The 22,241-nt window shown below is 71.0% G+C and carries 18 protein-coding genes; 4 read left to right on the forward strand and 14 right to left on the reverse strand.

What is annotated here, in order from left to right; translation table 11 throughout:
- Position 1 precedes the first annotated feature (1 nt).
- Together EU555_RS06310 and EU555_RS06315 are read right to left on the reverse strand one after the other, a co-directional pair.
- A complete protein-coding gene (locus EU555_RS06310) occupies positions 2 to 808 on the reverse strand; it encodes a Cof-type HAD-IIB family hydrolase (protein WP_135413811.1) in 807 nt (268 codons plus the stop codon).
- A 12-nt stretch (positions 809 to 820) separates the two neighbouring features.
- Positions 821 to 2,083: an alpha/beta fold hydrolase gene (locus EU555_RS06315; protein WP_135413812.1), complete on the reverse strand. Its 1,263-nt coding sequence runs from the start codon at positions 2,081 to 2,083 to the stop codon at positions 821 to 823.
- A gap of 231 nt (positions 2,084 to 2,314) precedes the next feature.
- Between EU555_RS06315 and EU555_RS06320 the strand changes: the two genes are divergently transcribed.
- On the forward strand, positions 2,315 to 3,484 hold the full coding sequence (locus tag EU555_RS06320; RefSeq protein WP_135413813.1) for a polysaccharide biosynthesis/export family protein: 1,170 nt from the start codon (positions 2,315 to 2,317) through the stop codon (positions 3,482 to 3,484).
- A gap of 52 nt (positions 3,485 to 3,536) precedes the next feature.
- Here the strand turns inward: EU555_RS06320 and EU555_RS06325 are convergent, their stop codons facing one another.
- Positions 3,537 to 4,505: a D-2-hydroxyacid dehydrogenase family protein gene (locus tag EU555_RS06325; protein WP_135413814.1), complete on the reverse strand. Its 969-nt coding sequence runs from the start codon at positions 4,503 to 4,505 to the stop codon at positions 3,537 to 3,539.
- Positions 4,506 to 4,794: 289 nt separating this feature from the next.
- Between EU555_RS06325 and EU555_RS06330 the strand changes: the two genes are divergently transcribed.
- Positions 4,795 to 5,904 carry a branched-chain amino acid ABC transporter substrate-binding protein gene (locus EU555_RS06330; RefSeq protein WP_135413815.1) on the forward strand — a complete coding sequence of 370 codons (1,110 nt, stop codon included), beginning with the start codon at positions 4,795 to 4,797 and terminating at the stop codon, positions 5,902 to 5,904.
- 42 nt (positions 5,905 to 5,946) lie between these two features.
- On the opposite strand, the gene EU555_RS06335 is transcribed toward EU555_RS06330, so the two are convergent.
- The 7 genes from EU555_RS06335 to EU555_RS06365 all read right to left on the reverse strand — a co-directional run bounded on the left by EU555_RS06335 (position 5,947) and on the right by EU555_RS06365 (position 14,242).
- The gene (locus tag EU555_RS06335) at positions 5,947 to 6,786 is read right to left on the reverse strand and encodes a PhzF family phenazine biosynthesis protein (RefSeq protein ID WP_135413816.1); all 840 of its coding nucleotides are present in this window, start codon (positions 6,784 to 6,786) and stop codon (positions 5,947 to 5,949) included.
- 268 nt (positions 6,787 to 7,054) lie between these two features.
- Entirely contained in the window at positions 7,055 to 7,891 is an 837-nt protein-coding gene (locus EU555_RS06340; protein WP_135413817.1) for an ABC transporter ATP-binding protein, read from the reverse strand.
- A 90-nt stretch (positions 7,892 to 7,981) separates the two neighbouring features.
- Positions 7,982 to 9,253, reverse strand: a complete 1,272-nt coding sequence (locus EU555_RS06345) for an ABC transporter substrate-binding protein (RefSeq protein ID WP_135413818.1) — start codon at positions 9,251 to 9,253, stop codon at positions 7,982 to 7,984.
- A gap of 270 nt (positions 9,254 to 9,523) precedes the next feature.
- Positions 9,524 to 10,597 (reverse strand): branched-chain amino acid ABC transporter permease, encoded by a 1,074-nt coding sequence (locus tag EU555_RS06350; RefSeq protein ID WP_135413819.1) that lies wholly within the window; start codon positions 10,595 to 10,597, stop codon positions 9,524 to 9,526.
- Complete coding sequence (locus tag EU555_RS06355; protein ID WP_135413820.1) at positions 10,597 to 11,490, reverse strand: branched-chain amino acid ABC transporter permease; 894 nt, start codon at positions 11,488 to 11,490, stop codon at positions 10,597 to 10,599. Before EU555_RS06355 ends, EU555_RS06350 begins: the two co-directional genes overlap by 1 nt.
- Positions 11,491 to 11,501: 11 nt before the next feature.
- Positions 11,502 to 13,433, reverse strand: a complete 1,932-nt coding sequence (locus tag EU555_RS06360; RefSeq protein ID WP_135413821.1) for a long-chain fatty acid--CoA ligase — start codon at positions 13,431 to 13,433, stop codon at positions 11,502 to 11,504.
- Entirely contained in the window at positions 13,433 to 14,242 is an 810-nt protein-coding gene (locus tag EU555_RS06365; protein WP_135413822.1) for an ABC transporter ATP-binding protein, read from the reverse strand. Before EU555_RS06365 ends, EU555_RS06360 begins: the two co-directional genes overlap by 1 nt.
- Before the next feature lie 191 nt (positions 14,243 to 14,433).
- Here EU555_RS06365 and EU555_RS06370 point away from each other — a divergent pair, with 191 nt between their 5' ends.
- Together EU555_RS06370 and EU555_RS06375 are read left to right on the forward strand one after the other, a co-directional pair.
- A complete protein-coding gene (locus EU555_RS06370) occupies positions 14,434 to 15,087 on the forward strand; it encodes a TetR/AcrR family transcriptional regulator (protein ID WP_135413823.1) in 654 nt (217 codons plus the stop codon).
- Between the two features lie 294 nt (positions 15,088 to 15,381).
- The gene (locus tag EU555_RS06375; RefSeq protein WP_135413824.1) at positions 15,382 to 17,058 is read left to right on the forward strand and encodes a methyl-accepting chemotaxis protein; all 1,677 of its coding nucleotides are present in this window, start codon (positions 15,382 to 15,384) and stop codon (positions 17,056 to 17,058) included.
- 29 nt (positions 17,059 to 17,087) lie between these two features.
- Here the strand turns inward: EU555_RS06375 and EU555_RS06380 are convergent, their stop codons facing one another.
- The 4 genes from EU555_RS06380 to EU555_RS06395 all read right to left on the reverse strand — a co-directional run bounded on the left by EU555_RS06380 (position 17,088) and on the right by EU555_RS06395 (position 22,095).
- Positions 17,088 to 18,446: a cytochrome P450 gene (locus EU555_RS06380; RefSeq protein WP_135413825.1), complete on the reverse strand. Its 1,359-nt coding sequence runs from the start codon at positions 18,444 to 18,446 to the stop codon at positions 17,088 to 17,090.
- A gap of 7 nt (positions 18,447 to 18,453) precedes the next feature.
- Entirely contained in the window at positions 18,454 to 20,139 is a 1,686-nt protein-coding gene (locus tag EU555_RS06385; protein WP_135413826.1) for a Dyp-type peroxidase, read from the reverse strand.
- 203 nt (positions 20,140 to 20,342) lie between these two features.
- A complete protein-coding gene (locus EU555_RS06390; protein ID WP_135413827.1) occupies positions 20,343 to 21,275 on the reverse strand; it encodes a hypothetical protein in 933 nt (310 codons plus the stop codon).
- Between the two features lies 1 nt (position 21,276).
- Entirely contained in the window at positions 21,277 to 22,095 is an 819-nt protein-coding gene (locus EU555_RS06395; RefSeq protein ID WP_205820812.1) for a hypothetical protein, read from the reverse strand.
- Positions 22,096 to 22,241 lie beyond the last annotated feature (146 nt).

Genomic DNA, 22,241 nt, shown 5'->3' on the forward strand with positions numbered 1-22,241 from the left:
CTCACACCGCCGAAGCCAGCACGTACCGCTCGATCGCCTCCGCGAACCCGTCCGCCTCGTTGGTCCCCGTCACGACGCTGGCGGCCCGCTTCACCGCGTCGCCCGCATTGCCCATCGCGATCGACAGGCCGGCGCGGGCGAACATCGCGGTGTCGTTGGCCATGTCGCCGAGCACCGCGACCTCGCCGAGCGGGATGCCGCGCTCGCCGGCGATGCGGGCGACGAAGTGGCCCTTGTCGACGTGGGGCGGGGTGACGTCGAGGTAGTAGGCCTGGGAGCGGTGGACCGCGGCGCCCTCGCCGATCTCCTCGGCCAGGCGCGGCTCCAGATCGGCCAGCCGGGCATGGTCGCGGGAGACGCCGACGAGCTTGGCGGCGCGGGCGAGATAAGGCGCGAGGTCCGGCACCACCCGGGCGTCGGCCTGGAGGGTGCGGCGCTCGAGGTCGGTGTAGGGGCCGTCCGGGTCGGTGAGGAGCCAGGCGCCGTCGGCGAAGACCCAGAGGTCGATGCCGGCTCGCGCGAACCGCGCGGCGGCCATGCGGGCCGCCGCCTCGGGGATCAGGGTCTCGTCGATCACCGAGAGGTCTGGCGCGACGACGGTCGAGCCGTTGAAGGCGCCCATCGGCAGGGTGAGACCGAGGGGCTCGATCAGGGGCCGCAACCCGATCGGCGGGCGGCTTGAGGCCACCGTGAAGGCGATGCCGCGGGCGCGCAAGCCCGCCACGGCCCCGATCGCCCGCTTCGTCAGCTGCTTGTCGCCGGTGACCAGGGTGCCGTCGACGTCGGTGACCACGAGGGCGATGGGCAAGGGGCGGGCTCCTCAGATCTCGCGGTGCACCGGCACCGGCTCGGGCGGCGTTTCCGGCCGCAGCGGGACGATCGCGGGGGCGAGCACCCGCTCGCGCAGGGGTTGAGGCCCCAGCGTCAGGGCGAAGAAGTCGTACTCGCCAGGCAGGTCGTTGGCCATCAGGAACTGGAAGTGCATCCGGAACGGCCGGAACGAGATCCGGCGATACACGTCCGGGTCGATGATCTCGCGAAACCGCGTCGAGCGGATGAGCGGGTTGCGCACCGGGCCGGCCGGCGCTTCGCCGAGGTCGAGGGCGGGGTTGAAGCCCGGGAAGTTCATCCAGTCCTGGGGCGCCTGGTAGTCGGCCCAGACCAGCCGGTCGCTGGCGACGAGGCGCATCACGTCCGCCCGCACCCGGCGCGCCCGCGGGTTGATGGTGACCAGCGGCAGCCCGGCCCCGAGGGTCAGGAGCGAGAGCGACGGCGTCTCCGGCAGATCCTTGGCCAGCACGCGCGCGGCGACCTCGGCGGCGGTGAGCCCGCCCGAGGAATGGCCGACGATCAGCACCTCGTCGACGCCGCCGGCCTCGAGCCGGTCGGCGACGTGGTCGGCGAACAGCGCCAGGCGGGCCTCGTAGTCCGGGCGCCAGCCGTTGCTGTGCTGCCAGTTGAACACCCAGTCGTTGATGAGCTGGCGCAGGAAGATGCGGTCGAGGAGCGGGGTGGCGGCCAGAACCAGGCCGATCCCGGCGAGCGCCCCGAGGCCGCCGGCGGCGAGGCCCGGCAGCCATCCGGCCAGCAGCCGGGCGACCCCGGTTCCGAGCAGCGCCGCGAGCGCGCCCAGGATCACCGTCATGCCGAACGGGTACAGGATGACGTTGCCGTACTTCCAGTTGAGGCCGTAGAGCCGGAAGATCTTGGCGGTCGCGACGCTGTGCAGGATGCCGGCGGTCAGGAGCGCCATCGAGGCGATCAGCGGCCGGCGGAAATCCGCCCGCACCAGGTCGTCCCAGAGCAGCACCTCGTAGGTGGTGTGGGTCTCGGTGCCGGCGCGGCCGGTCTCGACGGTCCAGGTCTGCACCAGGCCGTCGGGCCGGGTCTCGGCCCGGGTGATCGCCCGCTTGGCGAGATCGAAGCGCTTGGCATAGCGGGTGAACTCGCGGGAAAAGAGCGCCCGGTAGCGCTTGCCGGCCTCCGGATCGTAGCCCGGCAGGTAGACGACGTGGCGACGCCGCACCGGCCCGGGGGGCTGAGGCGCGCCGTCGGGCGGGTTGAAGCCGATCTGTCTGGTCATCTCCACCCTGTCATCCGCGTCGCACCACCATGCCATGCCATCCTGAGGCCGCGATTTCGTAACCTTTGTCGTGCCTCTGGCCGGCACCACGAGGAAGGCCCGACCCTGTGTCTAACGGGGAAGGCGCCGCCGGGGGAGGGCTCCTGAAGCCACTGTGACCCGAGGGCCACGGACAGGGGCCCCCGACTCGGCTACGGACCACTCTCAAGCGAAGGACGAGCAATCTCCCTGATGCGCGCACTCCCGATCGCCCTCTGCACCGCGCTCGCGGTCTCGGGCTGCTCCAGCTTCCTGCCTGCCGCCGGTCCGACGGCGAGCGCGGTGGAGAAGGGCGCCGACGTGGCGACCGACCAGGGCCTGCTCGCCCGCTACGAGATCGTCGACGTGGATGCGGCCGTGGTGGAGGCCCTGCGCGGCCGTCCCCTCGACAGCCTGCTCGCCTCGTTCGGCGACCGCCGCCCCTCCGTCGAGCCGGTGATCGGCGTCGGCGATACCGTGGCGGTGACCATCTACGAGGCCAGCACCGGCGGCCTGTTCTCCGGCTCCCTGTCGATCGACCGGTTCTCCTCCGGCTCGAAATCGGCCACCATCCCGCCCCAGATCGTCACCCGCGACGGCGCCATTACGGTGCCGTATGCGGGCCGGATCCAGGTGGCGGGCAAGCGCGTCCAGGACGTGCAGGCGCAGATCGAGCAGGAACTCGCCGGCAAGGCGATCGAGCCGCAGGTGATCGTCACCGTGGTGCAGCCGACCAGCACAGCCGTGACGGTGACCGGCGAGGTGACGGCGGGCGCCCGCCTGCCGCTCTCCACCAAGGGCGACCGGCTGCTCGACGTGGTCGCGTCCGCCGGCGGCGTGCGCGCACCGGTATCCGAGACCTTCGTGCGGCTCTCCCGCGGCTCGACCACCGCGACGGTGCCGCTCACCGCAATCGTCTCGAACCCGCGCGAGAACATCTTCCTGCGCCCGGGCGACACCCTCACCCTGGTGCGCGACCCCCAGACCTTCCTGGCCGTCGGGGCGCTGGGCGTGCAGTCCGAGATCCCGTTCTCGGCCGAGGGCATCACGCTCGCCCAGGCGCTCGCCAAGGCCCGGGGCCTGTCCGACTTCCAGGCCGACCCGGCCGGCGTGTTCCTGTTCCGGTTCGAGCCCGCCTCGGTGGTGCGCCGCCTGCGGCCGACGAGCCCGCTCCTCTCCTCGACCTTCGTGCCGGTGGTCTACCGCATCAACATGCGCGATCCCAACAGCCTGTTCGTCTCCCAGGCGTTCCGGATGCGCAACCGCGACCTCGTCTACGTCTCGAACGCGCCGTTCACCGAGGTCCAGAAGGTGCTCGGCGTGTTCTCGACCATCACCGCGCCGGTCTCGGCCGGCGCCTCGGTCTATTCGGGCGTGCGCTGACCTTCGGCAGCGCAGGGCGCCCAGGCGGGCGCCGCGGCGCCCGCCCGTCGCCTCAAGGCGTCACCACCCGCACCGGCGCCCCCCGGCGCCAGGCCGCGATCGCCTCGACGGTATCCTCGTAGAACATCCGGAAGGTGCTTTGCGTGACGTAGCCGAGATGCGGCGTCAGCACGGCGTTGGGTAGGCCGCGCAGGGGATGGTCGGCGGGCAGGGGCTCCCGGTCGAACACGTCGAGACCCGCCCGGATGCGGCCTTGGCTCAAGGCCGCGACCAGGGCCGCCTCGTCGACGAGGGGCCCGCGGGAGGTGTTGATCAGGATCGCGCCCGGCCGCATCCGGGCGATCTCGGCCACACCCACGATCCCGCGGGTCGAGGGCGCCAGCACCATGTGCAGGCTGACGACGTCGCTCTCCGAGAACAAGGCCTCGCGGGTCACCAGCGCCGCGCCGCCGGCCTCGGCCCGCTCCGCCGTGAGGTTCGGGCTCCAGGCCACCGGCCTCATCCCGAGCGCCCGGCCGACCGCCGCCACCCGGGCGCCGATGCGCCCGAGGCCGAGGAGCCCGAGGGTGCGGCCTTCCAGGCCCTCGCCCACGCTCTCCTGCCAGCGCCCGCCCGCCATGTTGGCGAATTCCCGCGGCAGGTTGCGGGCGCAGGCCAGCATCAGCGCGATCGTCAGCTCGGCGGTGGCGATGCCGCCCTCGCCGTTGCGGGTGTTGCACACCGTGATGCCGCGGGCCGTCAGCGCCGCCACGTCGACGGAGGGGTTGCGCCCGCCGGTGAACACGACGAGGCGCAGGGCCGGCAGGTCCGCGATCAGCGCGGCATCGAGGGGCATGCGCTCGCGCATCAGGCAGAGCACGGAATAGGGCGCGAGCCGCGCCGCGGCCTGCGCCCGCGGCACCGGCTCGCGGAAGAAGTCCACCGCGACCCCCGCACCGAGGCTGCCCCAGTCGGCCAGCTCCGCGGCCACGCCCTGGTAATCGTCGAGCACCGCGATCCGGATGCCGTCCGTCCGATTCATCCCGAGATCCTCCCGAAACCGTCGATATTCCGCCCCCGGATGCAATATCCGGCGCCGGACGGGCGTTCCAGCCGGGGCGTCCGTGCTATGATCGCTGCCGCACCCTGACGCGCCGCGTCCCCCTTACGCGCCGCGGCCCCCTTGCGCTCCTCCGGGCTCGCGCCCGATACAGCGGCGCCCTCGCGGGTCCGCGCGGACAGGGGGCCTCGGCCGTGCTAAGCGGCCGGGACGCGGCAGGAACGATGGTGCCGGAGGACGGAGTGGTTCGAAGCATGCGGGAGCGCCGGGGATGACGCGCACCAGGGCCGTCGCCGCCCTGTGGCTGGCGATCGCAGCGCTGCTGACCGGGACGGTGGCCGCCCGCGCCGACGTGACCGTCGGGGTCGCGGTGCCGCGCACCGGCGCCGTCGCCGGCATCGGCGAGCAGGTGCTCCAGGGCGTGCAGGCCGCGGTCCGGGACGCCAATGCCCGCGGCGGAATCGCCGGCGAGCCGATCGTCCTCGACGTGCAGGACGATGCCTGCGACCCCGGCCAGGCGATGGCGGTGGCCGAGCGGTTCGTGCGCGCCGGCATCCGGCTGGTGATCGGCCATGTCTGCTCGAGCGCCTCGCTCGCCGCCTCCGACGTCTACGCGGCGGCCGGTGCGGTGATGATCAGCCCGGCCTCCAACGCCGCGCGCCTGACCGATCGCGGCCTGCCGACCATCTTCCGGGTCTCCGGCCGCGAGGACGACCAGGGCCGGCTCTCGGCCACGATCCTGGCCGAGCGCTTCCGGGACAAGAAGATCGCGATCCTGTACGACGACACCCCGTTGTCGCGGAACCTCGCTGAGTCGACCAAGGCCAACCTCAACAAGATCGGCCAGAACGAGACCCTCTTCGCCGCCATCGTCCCGGGCCAGAGCGACGATGCGGCGCTCATCAAGCGCCTGCAGGGGGCGGGGATCGAGGTGGTCTATTACGGCGGCCACTACCAGGAGATGGGCAAGCTGGTGCGCAAGGCGGCCGAGCAGGGCTACCGCCCGCAATGGTTCGGCACCTCCGGCATCGCCACCCGCGAGTTCGGGGTGCTGGCGGGTCCGGCGAGCGACGGCGTGCTGATGACGTTCAATCCGGACCTGCGCCGCAAGCCGGAGGCCGCCGCCGCCGTGAAGGCGCTGCAGGCCGACGGGATCGACCCCGCCGGCTTCACCCTCTACGGCTACGCGGCTCTCCAGGCCCTGGCCGAGGCCGGCAACTTCGCCAAGTCCACCGACCCGAAGGCGGTCGCCGAGACCCTGCACGCCGAGCGGTTCAACCTGGTGCTCGGCAATGTCGGCTTCGACCAGAAGGGCGACGTGACGGCCCCTGGCTACGTGCTCTATGTCTGGCGCGACGGCGCGTTCAGCTACGCGAATTGAGATCCTGCGCCGAAGGGCCGGGCGACCCGGACGCCGTCCGGACTAGAGATCGAGGGGGAGGATCCCCTCCGCGACCGTGAGGGTGCGCCCGCCGATCCAGTCGGCGCCGTCGTAATCGACGAAGATCCGGCCCCGCCGGCCGAGCTTCGTGCCCTGCGCGGCGACGTAGGGACCGGTCGCGCGGCCGGTCTCCCGCAGCCAGGCAGCCACCGCCGCGTTGAAGCTGCCGGTCACCGGATCCTCGATCAGCGCGCCGGTGCCGTCGCTGAACAGCGTGCGGATCTCCCAGGCGACCTCGGAGCCCGGAGCATGGGCGCCGACGAGGCCGATATCGATCCGGCCCTCGTGGCGTCGGACCGGCTCGACCGCCAGCACCTCTTCGGCCGAGGCCAGCATCACCCCGACCCAGCCGGGACCGTTATCGGCCCAGCGCGCCTCGACGATCGTGTCGGGGGCGATCCGCAGCACCGACACGACGTCCCGCATCGTCGCCGCGTCCACCGGACCCTCGCGCAGGAGCGGCGGGCCTGCGAAGGCGAGGCGGTCCCCGTCCTGTCGGATCGGCACCAGGCCGGCGCCGCATTCCTGCACGATGCGCCCCGGCCGCCGCGGCCTGCCGCCCGAGCCGAGCCACGCATGGCAGGCGCCGAGCGTCGGGTGGCCGGCGAAGGGCAGTTCGTGCGCGAGGGTGAAGATGCGCGCCCGGTAATCGGCGTCCGGATTCGTCGGCGGCAGCAGGAACACCGTCTCCGACAGGTTGAACCAGCGCGCCATCGTCTGCATCGTGGCGGTGTCGGGCTCGGCCCCGCTCACCACCGCGAGCGGATTGCCGGTGAAGGCACCGTCGTGAAAGACGTCGATCAGGGAGAAGCGGGCATTCATGCGGGGGCTCCGGTCTGCGGGTGCCGCTGGAGGCCTGTCTGCCTGATTCGTCCGCCTCCCCCCACCCGCGACCCCATCCCCGAGGAGACCGGTGGGCAGCCCTGGTGGGACGTCGTTCGATGTCGCCGTGGCTCGATGCAAGCCGAAACGGGGCTCCCTGGGGGAATCTCCGCGACGTCCCGGGTTCTCGGCTTCGGCGGCCCCTGGGGTGACAGCGAGAGACGTCGATGGGCGTGCTGCCGGGCGCACGCCCACGGCCGAGGCCTCCTCAGATCCACCGCTTGCGCCGCTTGAAGCTCTTCAGGTTGCGAAAGCTCTTGCGCTGGTCGCCGGCGCCGCCGAGGTAGAACTCCTTCACGTCCTCGTTGGTGCGCAGCTCCTCGACCGTGCCGTCGAGCACGACCTTGCCCTGCTCCATGATGTAGCCGCGGTCGGCGACCGAGAGGGCGGCGCGGGCGTTCTGCTCGACGAGCAGGATGGTGACGCCGAGGTCCCGGTTGATCTGGCGGATGATGCCGAAGACCTCCTTCACCAGGAGCGGCGAGAGGCCCATCGAGGGCTCGTCCATCAGGATCAGGCGGGGGCGGGCCATCAGCGCGCGGCCGATCGCCAGCATCTGCTGCTCGCCGCCCGAGAGGTAGCCGGCGGCCCCGGTGCGCTCCTTGAGGCGCGGGAAGTAGGTCAGCACCCGCTCGAGATCCTGGCCGACCTCCTTGTCGCGGCGCGAGAAGGCGCCGAGGCGCAGGTTCTCCATCGGCGTCATGTCGGCGACGATGCGACGGCCCTCCATCACCTGGAAGATGCCGCGGCGCACGATCCGGTCGGGCTCGATGCCGTCGATGCGGGCGCCGTCGAACACGATCTCGCCGCGGGTCACCTCGCCGTCCTCCGAGCGCAGGAGGCCCGAGATGGCCTTGAGCGTCGTCGACTTGCCGGCGCCGTTGGCGCCGAGCAGAGCCGTGATCGAGCCCGCCGGCACGTCGAGGCTCAGGCCCCGCAGGACCAGGATCACGTCGTCGTAGACGACCTCGACGTTGCGCAGGGAGAGGAGGGGAGCCTGCGCGGCGTGGGGGATCGGGCGCTCCAGGGTCATGACCTGCGACATCGGGCGGCTTTCGTTGAGCGAATTGCGACGTCGAACCCTCCCCCGCAGAGGGGGGAGGGGTACGGGCGGGTCACCCGTTGGGCCTGAGCCTCACCACCCCTGCCACTCGCTCTTCCTCGGCAGCGTCACGGTCTTGACCGGCTCGAGCTTGATCGTGCCGGCCTTGATCAGGTCGGGCAGCGCCCCGTCCGTCGCGCCCGAGACCTTGGCGCGGTAGAGGTGCACCTCCATCATGCCGCGGTGGTCGGTGGGCGACCAGGTCGACGGGACGCAGAGGCCCTCCATGCCGGCCGGGACCCAGTCCTTCTTCTGGTAGAAGCCCTTGCGGACGTTGGGGCCCGCGAGCCCGCCGTTGTCCTTGGCCCAGGCGAGCGCCTCGGTCATGTAGAGGGCGGCGCAGATGCCGGAGTAGTAGTGCACCGGGCGGTAAGCCGTGCCGGCGGGGTCGGAGACCTTCGAGATATCGGCCGCTACCGCCATGCCCGGCGCGGTGCTGCCGCTCACCGCGGCGGTGCGGACCGGGAAGACCACGCCGTTGGCCGCATCGCCCGCCGCCTTGGCGGCGTTCTCGTCCATGCCCCAGACGTTGCCCATGAACTGGATGTCGGTGCCGACCGACTTGCAGGACTTGAGCAGCGAGATGTTCGAGCCGCCGGTATTGCCGAGATAGGCGTAGTTGGCGCCGGCGTTCTTGGCGGTGAGGCACTGGGCGGTGTAGTCGCCGGGCGCCAGCGCGAAGACGATCGCCGGCAGCACCTCGAAGCCGAGGTCCTTGGCCATCGCCTCGCCGGCCTCCTTGGGCGAGTTCGGGTAGGGGTGGTTGCCGCCCATATGGACGTATTTCGGCTTGCCGGTCTTGCCCTTGGCCTTCCAGTCGTCGGCCGCCCACATGAGCATGGCGCGCAGGGCATCCGAGTAGGACGGCCCGTAGAAGAAGTTGTAGGGCGCGGCCTTGGCCTTGCCGCTGGCGCCGGTCGGGTCGCTCACCTGCGCGGCGTAGCTCCCGGAGATATACGGCACCTCGTCCTTGGTGACGAAGGCCGAGAGCGCCTCGGTGTCGGCGGTGCCCCAGCCCTGGATCGCCGCGACCTTGTCGCGCCCGCCGGTCCACTTCTTGTAGAGCGCGACGGCGCGCGGCACCTGGTAGCCGTAATCGACCGACTCGACCGCCATCGTCTCGCCCTTGATGCCGCCCTTGCGGTTCACGTAGGCGAGGGCGTCGGCGACTCCTTGGGCGTAGGGCACGCCGACGTCGGAGGTGGCGCCGCTCTGGTCGGCGAGGTGGCCGATCGGGATCTCGGCGGCCAGCGCCGGCACGGCGAGGGCGAGGGCGGCGGCCGAGGCGAGGGACAGGCGAAGCATCTTTTCGGGTTCCTCCGGTTGGCGGGCTGGTTCGCCAGCCTCGTCGATGGTGACGGAATTCGTGTGCGTGCTCTGTTCCGCTATCCCACCCACGACCTCATCCTGAGGTGCGGGTGAAACGAGCCTCGAAGGAGGCTTCCAGACGTCTCTGCGATCCCTGGAGGCCTCCTTCGAGGCCCAGCGATCTTCGATCGCTGGTCACCTCAGGATGAGGTTGTGGGTGGGACGAGAGCAACGCTCATGCGCGGTCTTTCAGGGTTGAACAGGGCCTCAGTGCGAGAACGGGTACAGCTTCCAGTACGCCTTGATCTGGCGCCAGCGGTGGGCGAGCCCGTCGGGCTCGAACATCAGGAAGAGCACGATCACGAGGCCGATCGCCATCTCGCGCAGGAAGGACAGGTTGTCCTTGAGCGACAGCGCCCGGTCGAGGGCCGATCCCCGCACCGCGTCGGTGAGCCAGCCCATGGCCTCCGGCACCAGCACCATGAAGGCGGTGCCCATGAGGGTGCCCATGATCGACCCCAAGCCCCCGATGATGATCATGCCGAGGAACTGGATCGAGAGCAGGATGCCGAAGCCCTCGACCGAGACGAATTGCAGGTAGTGGGCGTAGAGCGCCCCGCCGATGCCGGCGTAGAAGGCGGACAATCCGAAGGACAGGGTGCGGTAGCGGGTGAGGTTGATCCCCATCATCTCCGCCGAGAGGTAGTGGTCGCGCACCGCCACCAGCGCCCGGCCGTCGCGGGAGCGCATCAGGTTGGTGGCGAGCACGAAGGTCAGCACCAGGTAGGCCAGCACGACGTAGAAGTAGCGGTGGTCGGTGTCGAAGTGGAAGCCGAAGATCGAGAACGCCTCGGCCGCCGTGCCGGCGACGCCGCCGGTGAACCAGTTCGCCCGGGCGAAGAAGTCCTGCAGGATGTACTGCGCGGCGAGGGTCGCGATGGCGAGGTAGAGGCCTTTGAGCCGGGCCGCCGGCAGCCCGAAGATCAGCCCCACCGCCGTGGTGACGACCCCGGCGAGCGGGATCGCGAAGAAGACCGGGATGCCGAGGTTGTTCGACAGCCAGGCCGACGCGAAGGCGCCGAAGCCGAAGAAGGCGGCGTGCCCGATCGAGATCTGGCCGGTGAAGCCGACCAGGATGTTGAGGCCCAGAGCCGCCACCGCGAAGTAGCCGATCTGGATCAGGAGGCTCAGCCAGTAGCGGTCGAGCACCAGGGGGGCGAGGCACAGGACCGCCAGCCCCGCCCAGGCCGCGTAGCGGCTGCCGGCGGTCGGGAAGATCGTGGTGTCGGCGGCATACGTCGTGCGGTAGTCGCCGGCGGGGATCAGGCTCTGGGTCGCCATCAGACGCGCTCGATGTCGCGGGTGCCGAACAGGCCGTAGGGCTTGATCATCAGGATCACCACCAGGACGTAGAAGGGGACGATCTCGTAGAGGTTGCCCCAGTGCAGGTACTGGCCGTCGACGTACTGGGCGACGTTCTCCAGCACCCCGATGACGAGGCCGCCGATCACCGCGCCGACGACCGAGTCGAGCCCGCCGAGGATCACCGCCGGGAAGACCTTGATGCCGTAGAGCGAGAGCGCCGAGGACACGCCGTTGACGATGCCGACGACGATGCCGGCGACCGACGAGACCACCGCCGAGATCGCCCAGGCGAGGGCAAAGACGTTGCGCACCGAGATGCCGAGCGACTGCGCCACCTGCTGGTTGAAGGCGGTGGCCCGCATGGCGAGCCCGTGCTTCGAGTAGCGGAAGAACCAGGCGAAGCCGGCCATCATGGCGACCGAGATGCCGAGGCTCATGAGATACACGGTCTGGATCTCGAGCCCGAGGATCGCGACCGCCTGCGTCTTGAAGATCGGCGGGAAGGGCTGGGCGAAGACGCCGAACAGCCACTTGCACAGCGCCTGGAAGAAGATCGACAGGCCGATCGTCACCATGATGACCGAGATGATCGGCTCGCCGATCAGGGGCCGCAGCACCACCACCTGGAGCGCGATGCCGAAGACCAGCATGAACGCGAAGGTGACGAGCATGCCGACCAGGAACGGCAGCTGGTAGGTGGTGAGCAGCCACCAGCACACCCAGGCGCCGATCAGCAGGAACTCTCCCTGCGCGAAGTTCACGACCTGGCTCGCCTTGTAGATCAGGACGAAGCTCATCGCGACCACGCCGTAGAGGGCGCCGACGATCAGCCCGTTGACGACGAGCTGGAGCAGCAGGTGGGTGTTCATGCCTCAGGGCCCTATTCGGCGGCGGAGAGGGTGGCGGGGGCCGCCGTGAGGTCGATCACCGGCAGGGTGGTGCGGATGCGCTGGGTGGTGCCGTCCTGGAACCGGATCACCGTGTCGACCCGGTGGCTCGGCGCGCCGGCATAGATCGTGCCGATCAGGTCGGCGTATTTCTCGTTGATGACGCCGCGGCGGACCTTGCGGGTGCGGGTCAACTCGCCGTCATCGGCGTCGAGCTCCTTGTAGAGGAGGACGAACTTGGCGATGCGCTGCACCTCGGTGAGGCCGGCATTGACCCGCTCCACCTCCTGGCGGATCAGCGCGATCACTGCCGGCTTCGCGGCGAGGTCCGAGTAGGTGGTGAAGGCGATGCGGTTCTTCTCGGCCCACTTCGCCACCACCGCGTAGCGGATGCAGATCAGGGCCGCCAGGTACTCGCGCCCGGCGCCGAGAATGACGGCTTCCGCGACGTAGGGCGAGAACTTCAGCTTGTTCTCGATGTATTGCGGCGAGAAGCGCTCGCCATGGGCGTTGACGGCGAGATCCTTGATGCGGTCGATGACGACGAGCTCGCCCTTCCGGTCGACGTAGCCGGCGTCACCCGTGTGCATCCAGCCCTCGCGCACGTCGCTCGGCGCGTTCGGATCGGCCTTGTAGTAGCCGTGGAACATGTTGGCGTGGCGCGCCAGCACCTCGCCGATGCCGTTGCGGTCGGGATCGAGGACCCGGATCTCGATGCTGTCGTCGAAGGGCACGCCGACCGTGTCGAAATCGACCGTCTTCCCCCGGTGCAGGGTGTAGGCGCCGAGCGTCTCGGTCTGGCCGTAGAGCTGGCGCAAGGGAACGCCCATGGCGCGGAAGAACCGGAACGTGTCGGGGCCGAGCGCAGCACCCCCGGTCGCGGCCGAGGTGAGCCGCGTGAAGCCGAGGCGGTCGCGCAGGGCCCGGAACAGCAGGGCGTCGGCGGCGGTGGAGCGCGTGCCCTTGTCGAGGGCGTCGAGGCCCATCTTCATCCCGCGCTCGTAGAGGGCGCGCTTGAGGGCTGAGGCGTCCATCATCCGGGCGCGCACGTCGGCGGCCAAAGCCTCCCAGACGCGCGGGGCGAAGAGCACGAAGGTCGGGGCGATCTCCCGGAAATCGTGCATCAGGGTGTCGGCATCCTCGACGAAGTTGACCTTCATCCGCGAGAGGAGCGCCTGGCCGAGGGCGTAGACCTGCTCCATGATCCAGGGCAGCGGCAGCACCGAGACGTAATCGTCCTCCGGCCCCTTCGGGTCGGCGGCGAGGTAGCGGGCGCAGTGGCGCAGGACCCGGCCGCCGCTCAGCATGGCGAGCTTCGGCCGCGCGGTGGTGCCCGACGTGGTGCAGAGGATCGCCACCGCCTCGCCGTCCGTCGCGTCGACCATCCGGTCGTAGAGGCCGGGATCGGCCGCGTGCAGGGCCTCGCCCTTCGCCGCCAGCGCCTCGGCCGAGATCAGCCGCGGGTCGTCGTACTTGCGCATCCCGCGGGGATCGCAGAACACGATGTGGCGCAGGGACGGAACGCGGTCGGCGAGGTTCAGGAGCTTGTCGACCTGCTCCTCGTCCTCGGCGATCACCGCCTTCACCTCGGCGAAGTCGAGGAGGTACTGGACCTCGTCCTCCAGCGCATCGCGGTAGAGGCCGAGGGAGAGCGCACCCAGCGCGTGGGCGGCGATCTCGCCCGCCACCCAGTCGGGCCGGTTGTCGCCGATGAGCCCGACGACGTCGCCGCCGTCGATGCCGAGATCCGAGAGGCCGAGCGCGAAGGCCCGGGTACGGGCGTGGTACTCGCCCCACGTCGTCGGGCGCCAGAGCCCGAAGATCTTCTCGCGAAGCGCAACGTCGCCCGGATGTTCGGCGGCGTTGAGGCGCAGAAGCTTCGGGAAGGTGTCGGCGGCCCGCGCGCGTTCGGTGAAGTCGGTCATCACGACACCGCCCTCACCGGCTCGGGCGAGGCCTGCTCCTCGTCCTCCTCGCCCAGATACGCCTTGCGCACATGCGGGTCGGCCAGAACGGCCTCGGGGCGGCCCAGCGCGATGCGGCGGCCGAAATCGAGCACCATCACCCGGTGCGAGATGTCCATGACCACGCCCATGTCGTGCTCGATCATCACGACGGTCATGCCGAACTCCTCGTTGAGGTCGACGATGTAGCGGGCCATGTCCTCCTTCTCCTCGAGGTTCATGCCGGCCATCGGCTCGTCGAGGAGGATCAGCCTGGGCTCGAGCGCCATGGCGCGGGCGAGCTCGACCCGCTTGCGCAACCCGTAGGAGAGGGTGCCGGCGGGCGCCTTGCGGTAGGCCTGGAGGTCGAGGAAGTCGATGATCTCCTCGACCCGGCGCCGGTGGGCCAGCTCCTCGCTGCGCACCCCCGGCAGCCAGTAGAGCGAGCCGGTGACGAAGTTGTTGCGCATCAGGTGGTGGCGCCCGACCAGGATGTTGTCGAGCACGCTCATGTGGTGGAAGAGCGCGAGGTTCTGGAAGGTGCGGCCGATGCCGAGCTTCGGGCGCTGGTTCGGCGTGGCCTTCGTGATGTCGCGGCCGTCGAGCAGGATCTGGCCCTCGGACGGCCGGTAGCGGCCCGAGATGCAGTTGATCATCGAGGTCTTGCCGGCGCCGTTGGGGCCGATGATCGAGAAAAGCTCGCCCTTCTCGACCGCGAAGCTGACATCCGTCAGCGCCTTGACGCCGCCGAAGCGCAACGAGATCTGGCGAACCGCGAGGGTCTCCGCCACGCCTGAACCTCCCTGGGATGGCGGCCGCGCTCGTGCCGGCGCCGCTCTGCCACTCTCGAATGCCGGGTATGCGTCCCGCTCATCCGCGTTGAAAATACGTTCGACTGTTTTTTTCCGAGCGTCAAGTGCTACACTCGCGCGACGAAAGTCGTGGGGTCGGGGACCCCGTGAGGACAGGGTCAGGGGTCAGCATGGCGCGTATCGCAGGCTCGTCGGGACCGCGGACCGAGGAAGCCATCCGGCGGGCAGGCTTGAGCCTCATCGCCACCCACGGCTACGCCGCCATGAGCCTGCGCCAGCTCGCGGCCGAGGTCGGCATCCAGCAGGGCTCGCTGTACAACTACTTCCGCAACAAGCAGGAATTCCTGTTCGACCTCATCCGCGGGCACATGCTCGACCTGCACGCCGCCCTCGACGCGGCCCTGCTGCCGGAGGGGAGCGCGGAGGAGCGGCTGACCCGGTTCACGGAGTTCCACGTCGCCTACCACGTCGAACGGCCGCAGGAGGTGTTCATCTGCTACTCGGAGCTGCGCAGCCTCGAGCCCGACAACCTCGCCGCGGTGGTGGCGATGCGGCGCGACTACGAGCGCAAGCTCGGCGACATCCTCGACCACGGCTGCGCCACCGGCGAGTTTCGGCTCGCCGACACCCGGATGGCGACGCTCGCGATCCTCGCCATGCTGTCGGGGATCTGCACCTGGTACAAGCCGAACGGCCGGCTCTCGACGACGGCCTTGCAGGAGATCTTCACCGGCATGGTGCTGGCGCTCGCCCGCGGCGAGGAGGCGGCGGTCGCTGCGGCGCCGCCGCGACGGCGCGGGGCCCTGCGGGCGGGAGTGGGGTAGGGCGCGGCCGCGCGCTAGAGCCCGCACGACGCGATCGATGGATTTCCTCCCGTTCACGACCTCAGGATGACGTCGCGGGTGGGAGAGACAAGCCCGCTGCGGTGCTGCACGTCGTTGCCCATCTCACAGGCCCCGGAGGGCAACGACGCCACCGGATCCGATGCCGTGAGGGCAAGGCCTCCGCGATCGCACGCGAATCGCTCCAAGCGATGACAATCTACACCGACCGTTCACGACCGCGCCCCTAGGTCCGGCGAGACATCCGGCAAGGACCGGATCCGGAGTGGCCGTCCCATGTTCGTGCTCACCCTTCCCCGCAAGTTCGCCCTGCTGATCGCGCTCGCGACCTTGAGCCTGGCCGCGCTCGGCGGGATCGCGCTCACCTACCAGTACGAGGCGATGGTGGCGCAGCGCATCGAGCGCCTGTCCCTCATCACCGAGGCTGCGGCCAACGTCGTCGAGCGCTACCGGAAGAAGGCGGCGGCGGGCGAGGTGAGCGAGGCCGCGGCCCGCGAGGCGGCGCTCGCCGACATCGCGGCGATGCGGCACGGGCGCGACACCTACCTGTTCGTCAACGACGCCGCCGGCACCGTGATCGCGCATCCCTCCGCGAAGGTGGTCGGCCGCAACCTCATGGGCGCCACCGACCCGAGCGGGTTCCGGTACGTCGCCGACGTCATGCCCCGGGCGGCGCGGGACGGGGCGGCGACGTTCCGCTACGCCTGGGTCCCGGAGGGCGAGGCGGCGGCGGTGCCGAAGGTCGGGCTGTTTCGCTTCTACGCGCCGTGGGGCTTCTATATCGGCGTCAGCGAGCATGTCAGCGACCTGCGGGCGATGATCGTCGCCCAGGTGGAGCGCCTCGCGCTCGCCGGCCTCGTCATCGTGCTCGTGCTCGGCGCCGCCTCGTTCCGGATCGTCCGCTCGGTGGTGCGGCCGATGGAGTCCTTGCGCACCGCGATGACCGCCCTCTCGGAAGGGCGCACCGACCTGGCGGTGCCGGAGGCCGGGCGGCGCGACGAGGTCGGGGCGATGGCCCGCGCCGTGCTGGTCTTCCGCGACCATGCGATCGAGCGCGAGCGGCTGCAGGGCGAGAGCGAGGCCGAGGCACTGCGCCGGATGCGCCGCGCCGCTGCCCTCAACGACCTGATCCAGGGCTTCGAGGCCGCGATCACCGGCGTGGCCGCCACGGTGACGACCGCGGCGGGCGAGCTGCGCGGCACCGCCCAGGCCATGACGGCGACCGCGGCCCAGACCGCCGCGCAATCGACCGCAGTGGCCGCCGCCGCCGAGGAGGCATCCTCCAACGTCGGCACCGTCGCGGCGGCGGCCGAGGAACTCGGCGCCTCCGTCCAGGAGATCGGCCGCCAGGTCGACGGCTCGGCGCGCCTCGCCCAGGCCGCGGTCATGGAGGCCGGGCAGACCGCGCATCAGGTCCGCGCGCTGACCGAGGCCACCGCCCGCATCGGCGACGTGGTCGGGCTGATCTCGTCGATCGCCGCGCAGACCAACCTGCTCGCCCTCAACGCCACCATCGAGGCCGCCCGCGCCGGTGCGGCCGGCCGCGGCTTCGCGGTGGTGGCCGCCGAGGTGAAGGAACTCGCCGGCCAGACGGCGCGCGCGACCGAGGAGATCACCAGCCAGATCGCGGCGATCCAGGCCTCGACCGGCCAGGCGGCCGGCGCGATCAGCGGGATCACGGCGCGGATCGAGGAGATCTCGGGTGTCGCGACCTCGATCGCGGCGGCGGTGGAGCAGCAGGGCGCGGCGACCCGGGAGATCGTGCGCAACATCGCCCAGGCGGCGTCCGGCACCGGCGAGGTGACGGGTAACATCGCCGGGGTGGCGGGGGCGGCGGAGGAGACGGGGGCGGCGGCGAGCCGGGTCCTGGTCTCGGCCTCGGATCTGTCGCGCCAGTCCGAGGCGATCTCGTCCGAGGTCGAGCGCTTCCTGGCGCAGGTCCGGGCGGCCTGATGGCCACGGGGGCGGCTCCCGGCCGCCCCTCAGCCCTCGAACATCACCTCGAGATGGACCGGGAACGGCGTGCCCTGCTGGTCGATCCGCCCGCGCGGGCCCTCGGCACGGCGCAGGGACCGGCGGGCGAGGAGGGGCTTGAGCAGGCCGGGCAGGGTCGCGCGGTTGAGGTGCGCCCCGAAGCAGAGATGCAGGCCGTGGCCCCACAGCATGTAGGTGTCCCAGGGCCGGTCGATGCGGAAGCGGCCGGGCTGCGGCACCGCGAGGGGGTCGAACATCGCCGAGAGGTTGGCGGCGAACACCATCGTGCCCTCCGGGATGCGGCGGGCGCGCAGGGTGCCGCCGGCCACCGTCGCGTCGCGCATCGCCCGGCGGTAGATCACCGGGTTGAGCGGGCGGAAGCGCAGGGCCTCGAACACGTGGCCGGCGACGCCGTCGTCGTCGCCGGCCCGCGCCGCCTTCTGGGCGCCGGCGAGCGCCGCCGGCCGGTCGAGCAATTCGTCGAGGGCCAGGGTCGCGGCGGCCGAGGTCGTCGGCAGCTCCCCGATCAGGAGGCCGATCAGGTTGTCGCGGATGGCGCGGTCGTCCAGGCCCGGCGTGCCCGAGGCCTGGAGCGCCAGGCAGCGGCCGAGGACGTCGTCGCGGGTCTCGCCCGAGGCCTTGCGGGCCGCGATGTGCCCGCCGAGCCAGTCGCGGAAGGAAGCGGCGGCGGAGGCCGCCTTCGCGTCGAGGGCGGGGTCGGCCTGGAGGTCGAGGAAGAGGTACCAGAACAAGGTCGTGGTCCAGTCGACCATCTCGGCCCGCGACGGGCCGGGCGTGCCGAAGTAATGGTCGAGGAGGCCGGCGGCGACCGGAAGCGTCAGCGCCTGCGGTACGTCGATCCTCCCGCCCGCGGCCGCGACGCGGCTTAGCGCCTCCCGGGCGACGAACGGCGCCACCACTGCCGGCACGTCCTCGCGCCGGACCACCAGCCGCATGGCGGAGACGTCGCGGGTGTAGCGCGGCGTATCCTGCATGCCGAGGAAGAAGTTCTCGCCGTCGGTGATGGCCTTCATCCGCGGCCCGTAGACGACGCCGAAATCGTCGTCGCGCGACAGGACGTCGATCACGTCGTCGCGCCGGGTCACGATCGCGGTGCCGGAATTGGCGTAAGCCGCGACGAGGACGGTGCCGAACCGCAGGTTGGGCTGGACGAGGCGCAGAACCGCGAAGACCCGGCGCTGCCCGACCGGCGAGGCGAAGAGCGCGGCGAGACGCGCGCCGACCGGGCCGGAGCCGCGCGAGATGGCCGCTGCGGCCTCCCCCGCGAGCAGGAGCGCGGCGCCGAGTCCCTCGCCCACGAGGAGCAGGCGCCGCCAGAGCATGACCGGAAGGTTGAGGAGCCACATGGCGGCCTCAGGTCGGGTCGGTGATGCCGGTGCCGATCAGGCGCAGGGCCGTCATGCTCGGCACGAAGAAGTAGTCGCCGCCGCGGGGCTCCACGAGCTGGGGGATCCGGCCGCACAGGAAGGGCAGCCGGCCGCCCTTCGGGTCGACCGGGATCACGAGCTTCGCATCCTGCGCCAGATCGCGGCTCGGCGGATGGTTGCCGATCACCGGGCAGGTGTCGCTGCCGACGTTGAAGTCGAGCCCGTACTGCATCCATTGCTGCTGCACGAACTCGAACTGGCGAAACAGGTTGGCGCAGAGCGCCAGGAAGATGATGCCCTGCTCGCCCGCATCCGTGCCGCTGCCGCCCTGGTCCGGCCCGCCATAGGGCAGGCCGCGGCGCAGGATGCGGCGGCGGTTGACCAGCGCCGAGCCGTCGCCGCTCTTCGGATGCGGGTCGAGCATGTCGCGCGGGTTGGCCCGGCGCATGTGCGCGGCGACCGGGCAGGTCGTGCCGGCGAGGTCGTCGCGGTAGGTGAAGTCGGTGTAGCGCAGGGCGAGGGCGGCGAGCTTCGGCTTGTCGTCGGCCGCCCGGGCTTCGGCGAGGGCCGCCTGGAAGGCCTGCCAGTCGGCATGGGTCGGTGCCGCCTGGAGCGGGATCCCGTCCTCCCAGCGCCCGACGAGCTTGGCGCGCAGGGTCGCCTCGGCCTCGGCCGGCGGGATGCCGTGGATGGCCGCGTAGGCCTGCCCCTGGTCGCGGATATAGGCGGCGAAGCTCGCGACGTTCTCGTGCAGCTTGCGATAGGCCATGAACGTGCCGTTGCGGCTGAACTCGATCGGCATCGCCGCGCCGGGGATCTCCTGCGCCTCGTCCGGGTAGCCGAGCAGGAACTCGCCGGTGGCGAGCGGCGCCCAGGTCCGGTCCGGCATCAGCTTGCCGCCGCCGACCACCCGCAGCCGCTCCGCCCCGGCCGGGAACTGGCCCTCGAAGACGGGGTCGCCGAAGCCGTCGGAGAGCCCGAAATGCTCCTTGTTGGTCGGGACGGGGCCGTCCTCGCCCGGGCGCAGCACCGCGGACATCTCCTGGAAGTCCGCCCCGTCCGGCCCGGTGCCGGGCAGGAGCACGACCTCGCCGCCCGAGGCCGCGCAGAGGTCCCGCAGGGCTTTCGTCTCGTCCTCGAGCTCCGCGACCGGGGTGCCGTCGCGGTTCATCTGCGCGTTCAGCATCACCAGGATGTGGACGCGGGTGTCGCCGGTCGAGTCGCGCCAGACCGCGTCGCGCCGGTCCAGGAACCGATCGTCGCCGAGGATCTCGGCCCGCTGCGCCATGCCGTCGATGAACTCGTCCGGCATGCCGCGCAGGGTGCGGACCGGCACCCCGAGGGCGAGGAGGCCGCGGAACGTGAAGGCGAGGTTGAGGGTCACCTTCGGCTTGCGAAGCGTCACCGCGCCCGGATAGTCGTCCTGCCTCGCGGCGCGGGCCACGTCCTTGACGCGCGGGGCACGGGTGCGCAGCAGCGCCTCGCCCCGGTGCGGATCGTGCCAGCGCGCCGCCGTGGTGACGCGCGGGCGCAAGGCCTCCACGAAGGCGCGGCCCTGCTTGCCGTCGCCGCGCACGGTCAGGAAGAAGGCGCGGGCCTTGGGGAAGCCCTGGCGGCCATAGGCCCGCAGGATGCCGCCCTGGATGTCGGCGAGGTCGAGGAGGGTCGTCATGGCCGTGATGTCCCGGGCGGGAGTGCCGGCCGGCCCGAGACGTGCCGGCCGCAAGGGCGGGGTCGTGGCGCTAAGCAGAATGTCATGGCGCAACTCTGCCTAAGCTCTTGTTTTTGCATCATTTTCATTGGCGCGATCCTTCGGTTCGCCGCCGAACCGGTGACCACGTCGGCACCGGTCGCTCGCGACCGGCGGAATGATGCTTAGCTGCCGATCACGCCGGGGTTCTGCGTCGGCCCCTCGAGGTCCCGGGGCCGATGGGTGGCCAGGAACTGGCGGAAGGCCGCGCCGAGCGCCTGCGGCGCCGCACCCTGGTGGTCGATCGCGAAGCGGGTGAAGGCCTGCTGGAGGTAGAGGGCCTTGAGGACGTGACGCAGGCTCGCATCCGGCGCCGCCGGCAGGGGCCGGGCGCCATGGAGCATCACGATCCCCACATCGACCGCGAGGCCGGCGAGGCCGAGGACCAGCGCCAGGACCAGCCCGGTCGGCCAGCTCACGCGGTGGAGGAGGGCCGCGATGACCGGCAGCGCGACGCCGATCAGCGGCAGGGCGACCAGCAGCGCCCGGGACAGCGACGGCAGCTGCGGCGGGCCGATCCAGTAGTCGTTGAACGGCATCGTCGTCTCGACCTGGCAGGGCAGGAGGAAGTCGGCGAAGCTGCGGGCGTCGCGCACGGCGGAAAAGCCGTAGCAGAAGCGGAACACCGCCTCGAGCTCCCGCGGCATCAGGGTCCAGAGCTCCTCGCAGTAGCGTCGCGGCTCGTTCGCGCCGGCCTGCGGGTCGAAGTCAATCATCACCAGGAGGTAGGGGCAGGCGAGGACGTCGTTCGGCTGCGCCGCCAGCAGGTCGGTCCCGTGCAGGGCGTCCGCCACGGCGTCGCTGTGATCGCGCCCGTTGAAGAACGGCTGGTCGAGCATGACCAGCCGAGCGAAATGCGTGCGCAGGGAGCGGGCGAAGGGGCTCTGGATCCCGACCGTCACCGCCTCCGGCGATTGCAGGGCGGTCGGCAGGGTCTCGAGCGCCTCGCGCACCATGTGGACGGGGGAGCTGCGCAGGCCCTCGTGCTCGACGATGACGTCGTTCTTGATCGGCACGATCGCGGTGAAGAAGTAGTGGCCGCCGTCGAGGTTCGGCATGTCAGCGCTCCTTGCCGCGGCCGTCCCTGCCGCTGCCCCGTGTGCGGCCCCTGAGCAGGGCGTCGACCATCGCCCGGACCGCCGCGGACTGGTCGGCACCGGGCGCGGCCTCGGCCGTCTGGAGGCTCGCCGTGGCGGGCGCCGGCGCCACGACCTGCGCCGGGGGCGGGCCGCTGCCGTCCCGGCCCCAGCGCTCCCGCACCATGGCGCAGCGGTGCAGGTCGGCGATCGCGGTGTCGCGGCTCGCGACCGGCCCGTAGCCCGGGGCGCCGAGGCAGCCCTGGTTCCCGGTGAGCACCTTGCGGAAGGCTGCCGCGACCGCGGCGTCGTCGCCGTCCGGCTTCACCGCCCGCAGGGCGGCGGCGAGCTGCAGCGCCAGCTTGATGTCGCGCTGGCCGCTGCCGGGCGTGGCGTTGTAGTAGTAGCCGGTATCGATCTGGTTCGCCCGGATGTAGGACTTGAACGGTGAGATCGGGATCGAGTTCGGATACTTGGTGCTGCCGTACCAGAAGAGGTCGAGGCCGTTGGGGATGCCATCCGCGAAGGCGTCGATGTACTGGTCCCAGGTGCCGTTGAAGTTGCTGCAGAACAGCATGTAGTCGTTGGCGAGGGTCTGCCGCGGCTGGCCGCGGCTCGGCCACTGGTCGCGCCGGATGATGACCCAGCGGGCGAAATGGATCAGCGACAATCCGAGCAGTCCCGACAGGGTGCCCGGAAAAGCCCGCGCCACCATGAAGATGAAGCGGTTCAGCCAAGTCCATCGCGGCCTGATCGGCGTCACGACGTTCATGCCATAGGCTTTGCCGGCCACGTTCGACATGAGCCCGCCCCTGCTTCGTACTGAGACACTAGCACAGCCTGAAGCGACATCAACGCGATGCGATGCACGGCATGATGGAAAAATCGCGGTCCAGAACCGGACGGCGCAGCGGCGGGCGATGCTCTGGTATCGCACGGGACAAGTTG

The sequence above is a fragment of the Methylobacterium nonmethylotrophicum genome, from assembly GCF_004745635.1.
Classification (GTDB): Bacteria; Pseudomonadota; Alphaproteobacteria; order Rhizobiales; family Beijerinckiaceae; genus Methylobacterium; species Methylobacterium nonmethylotrophicum.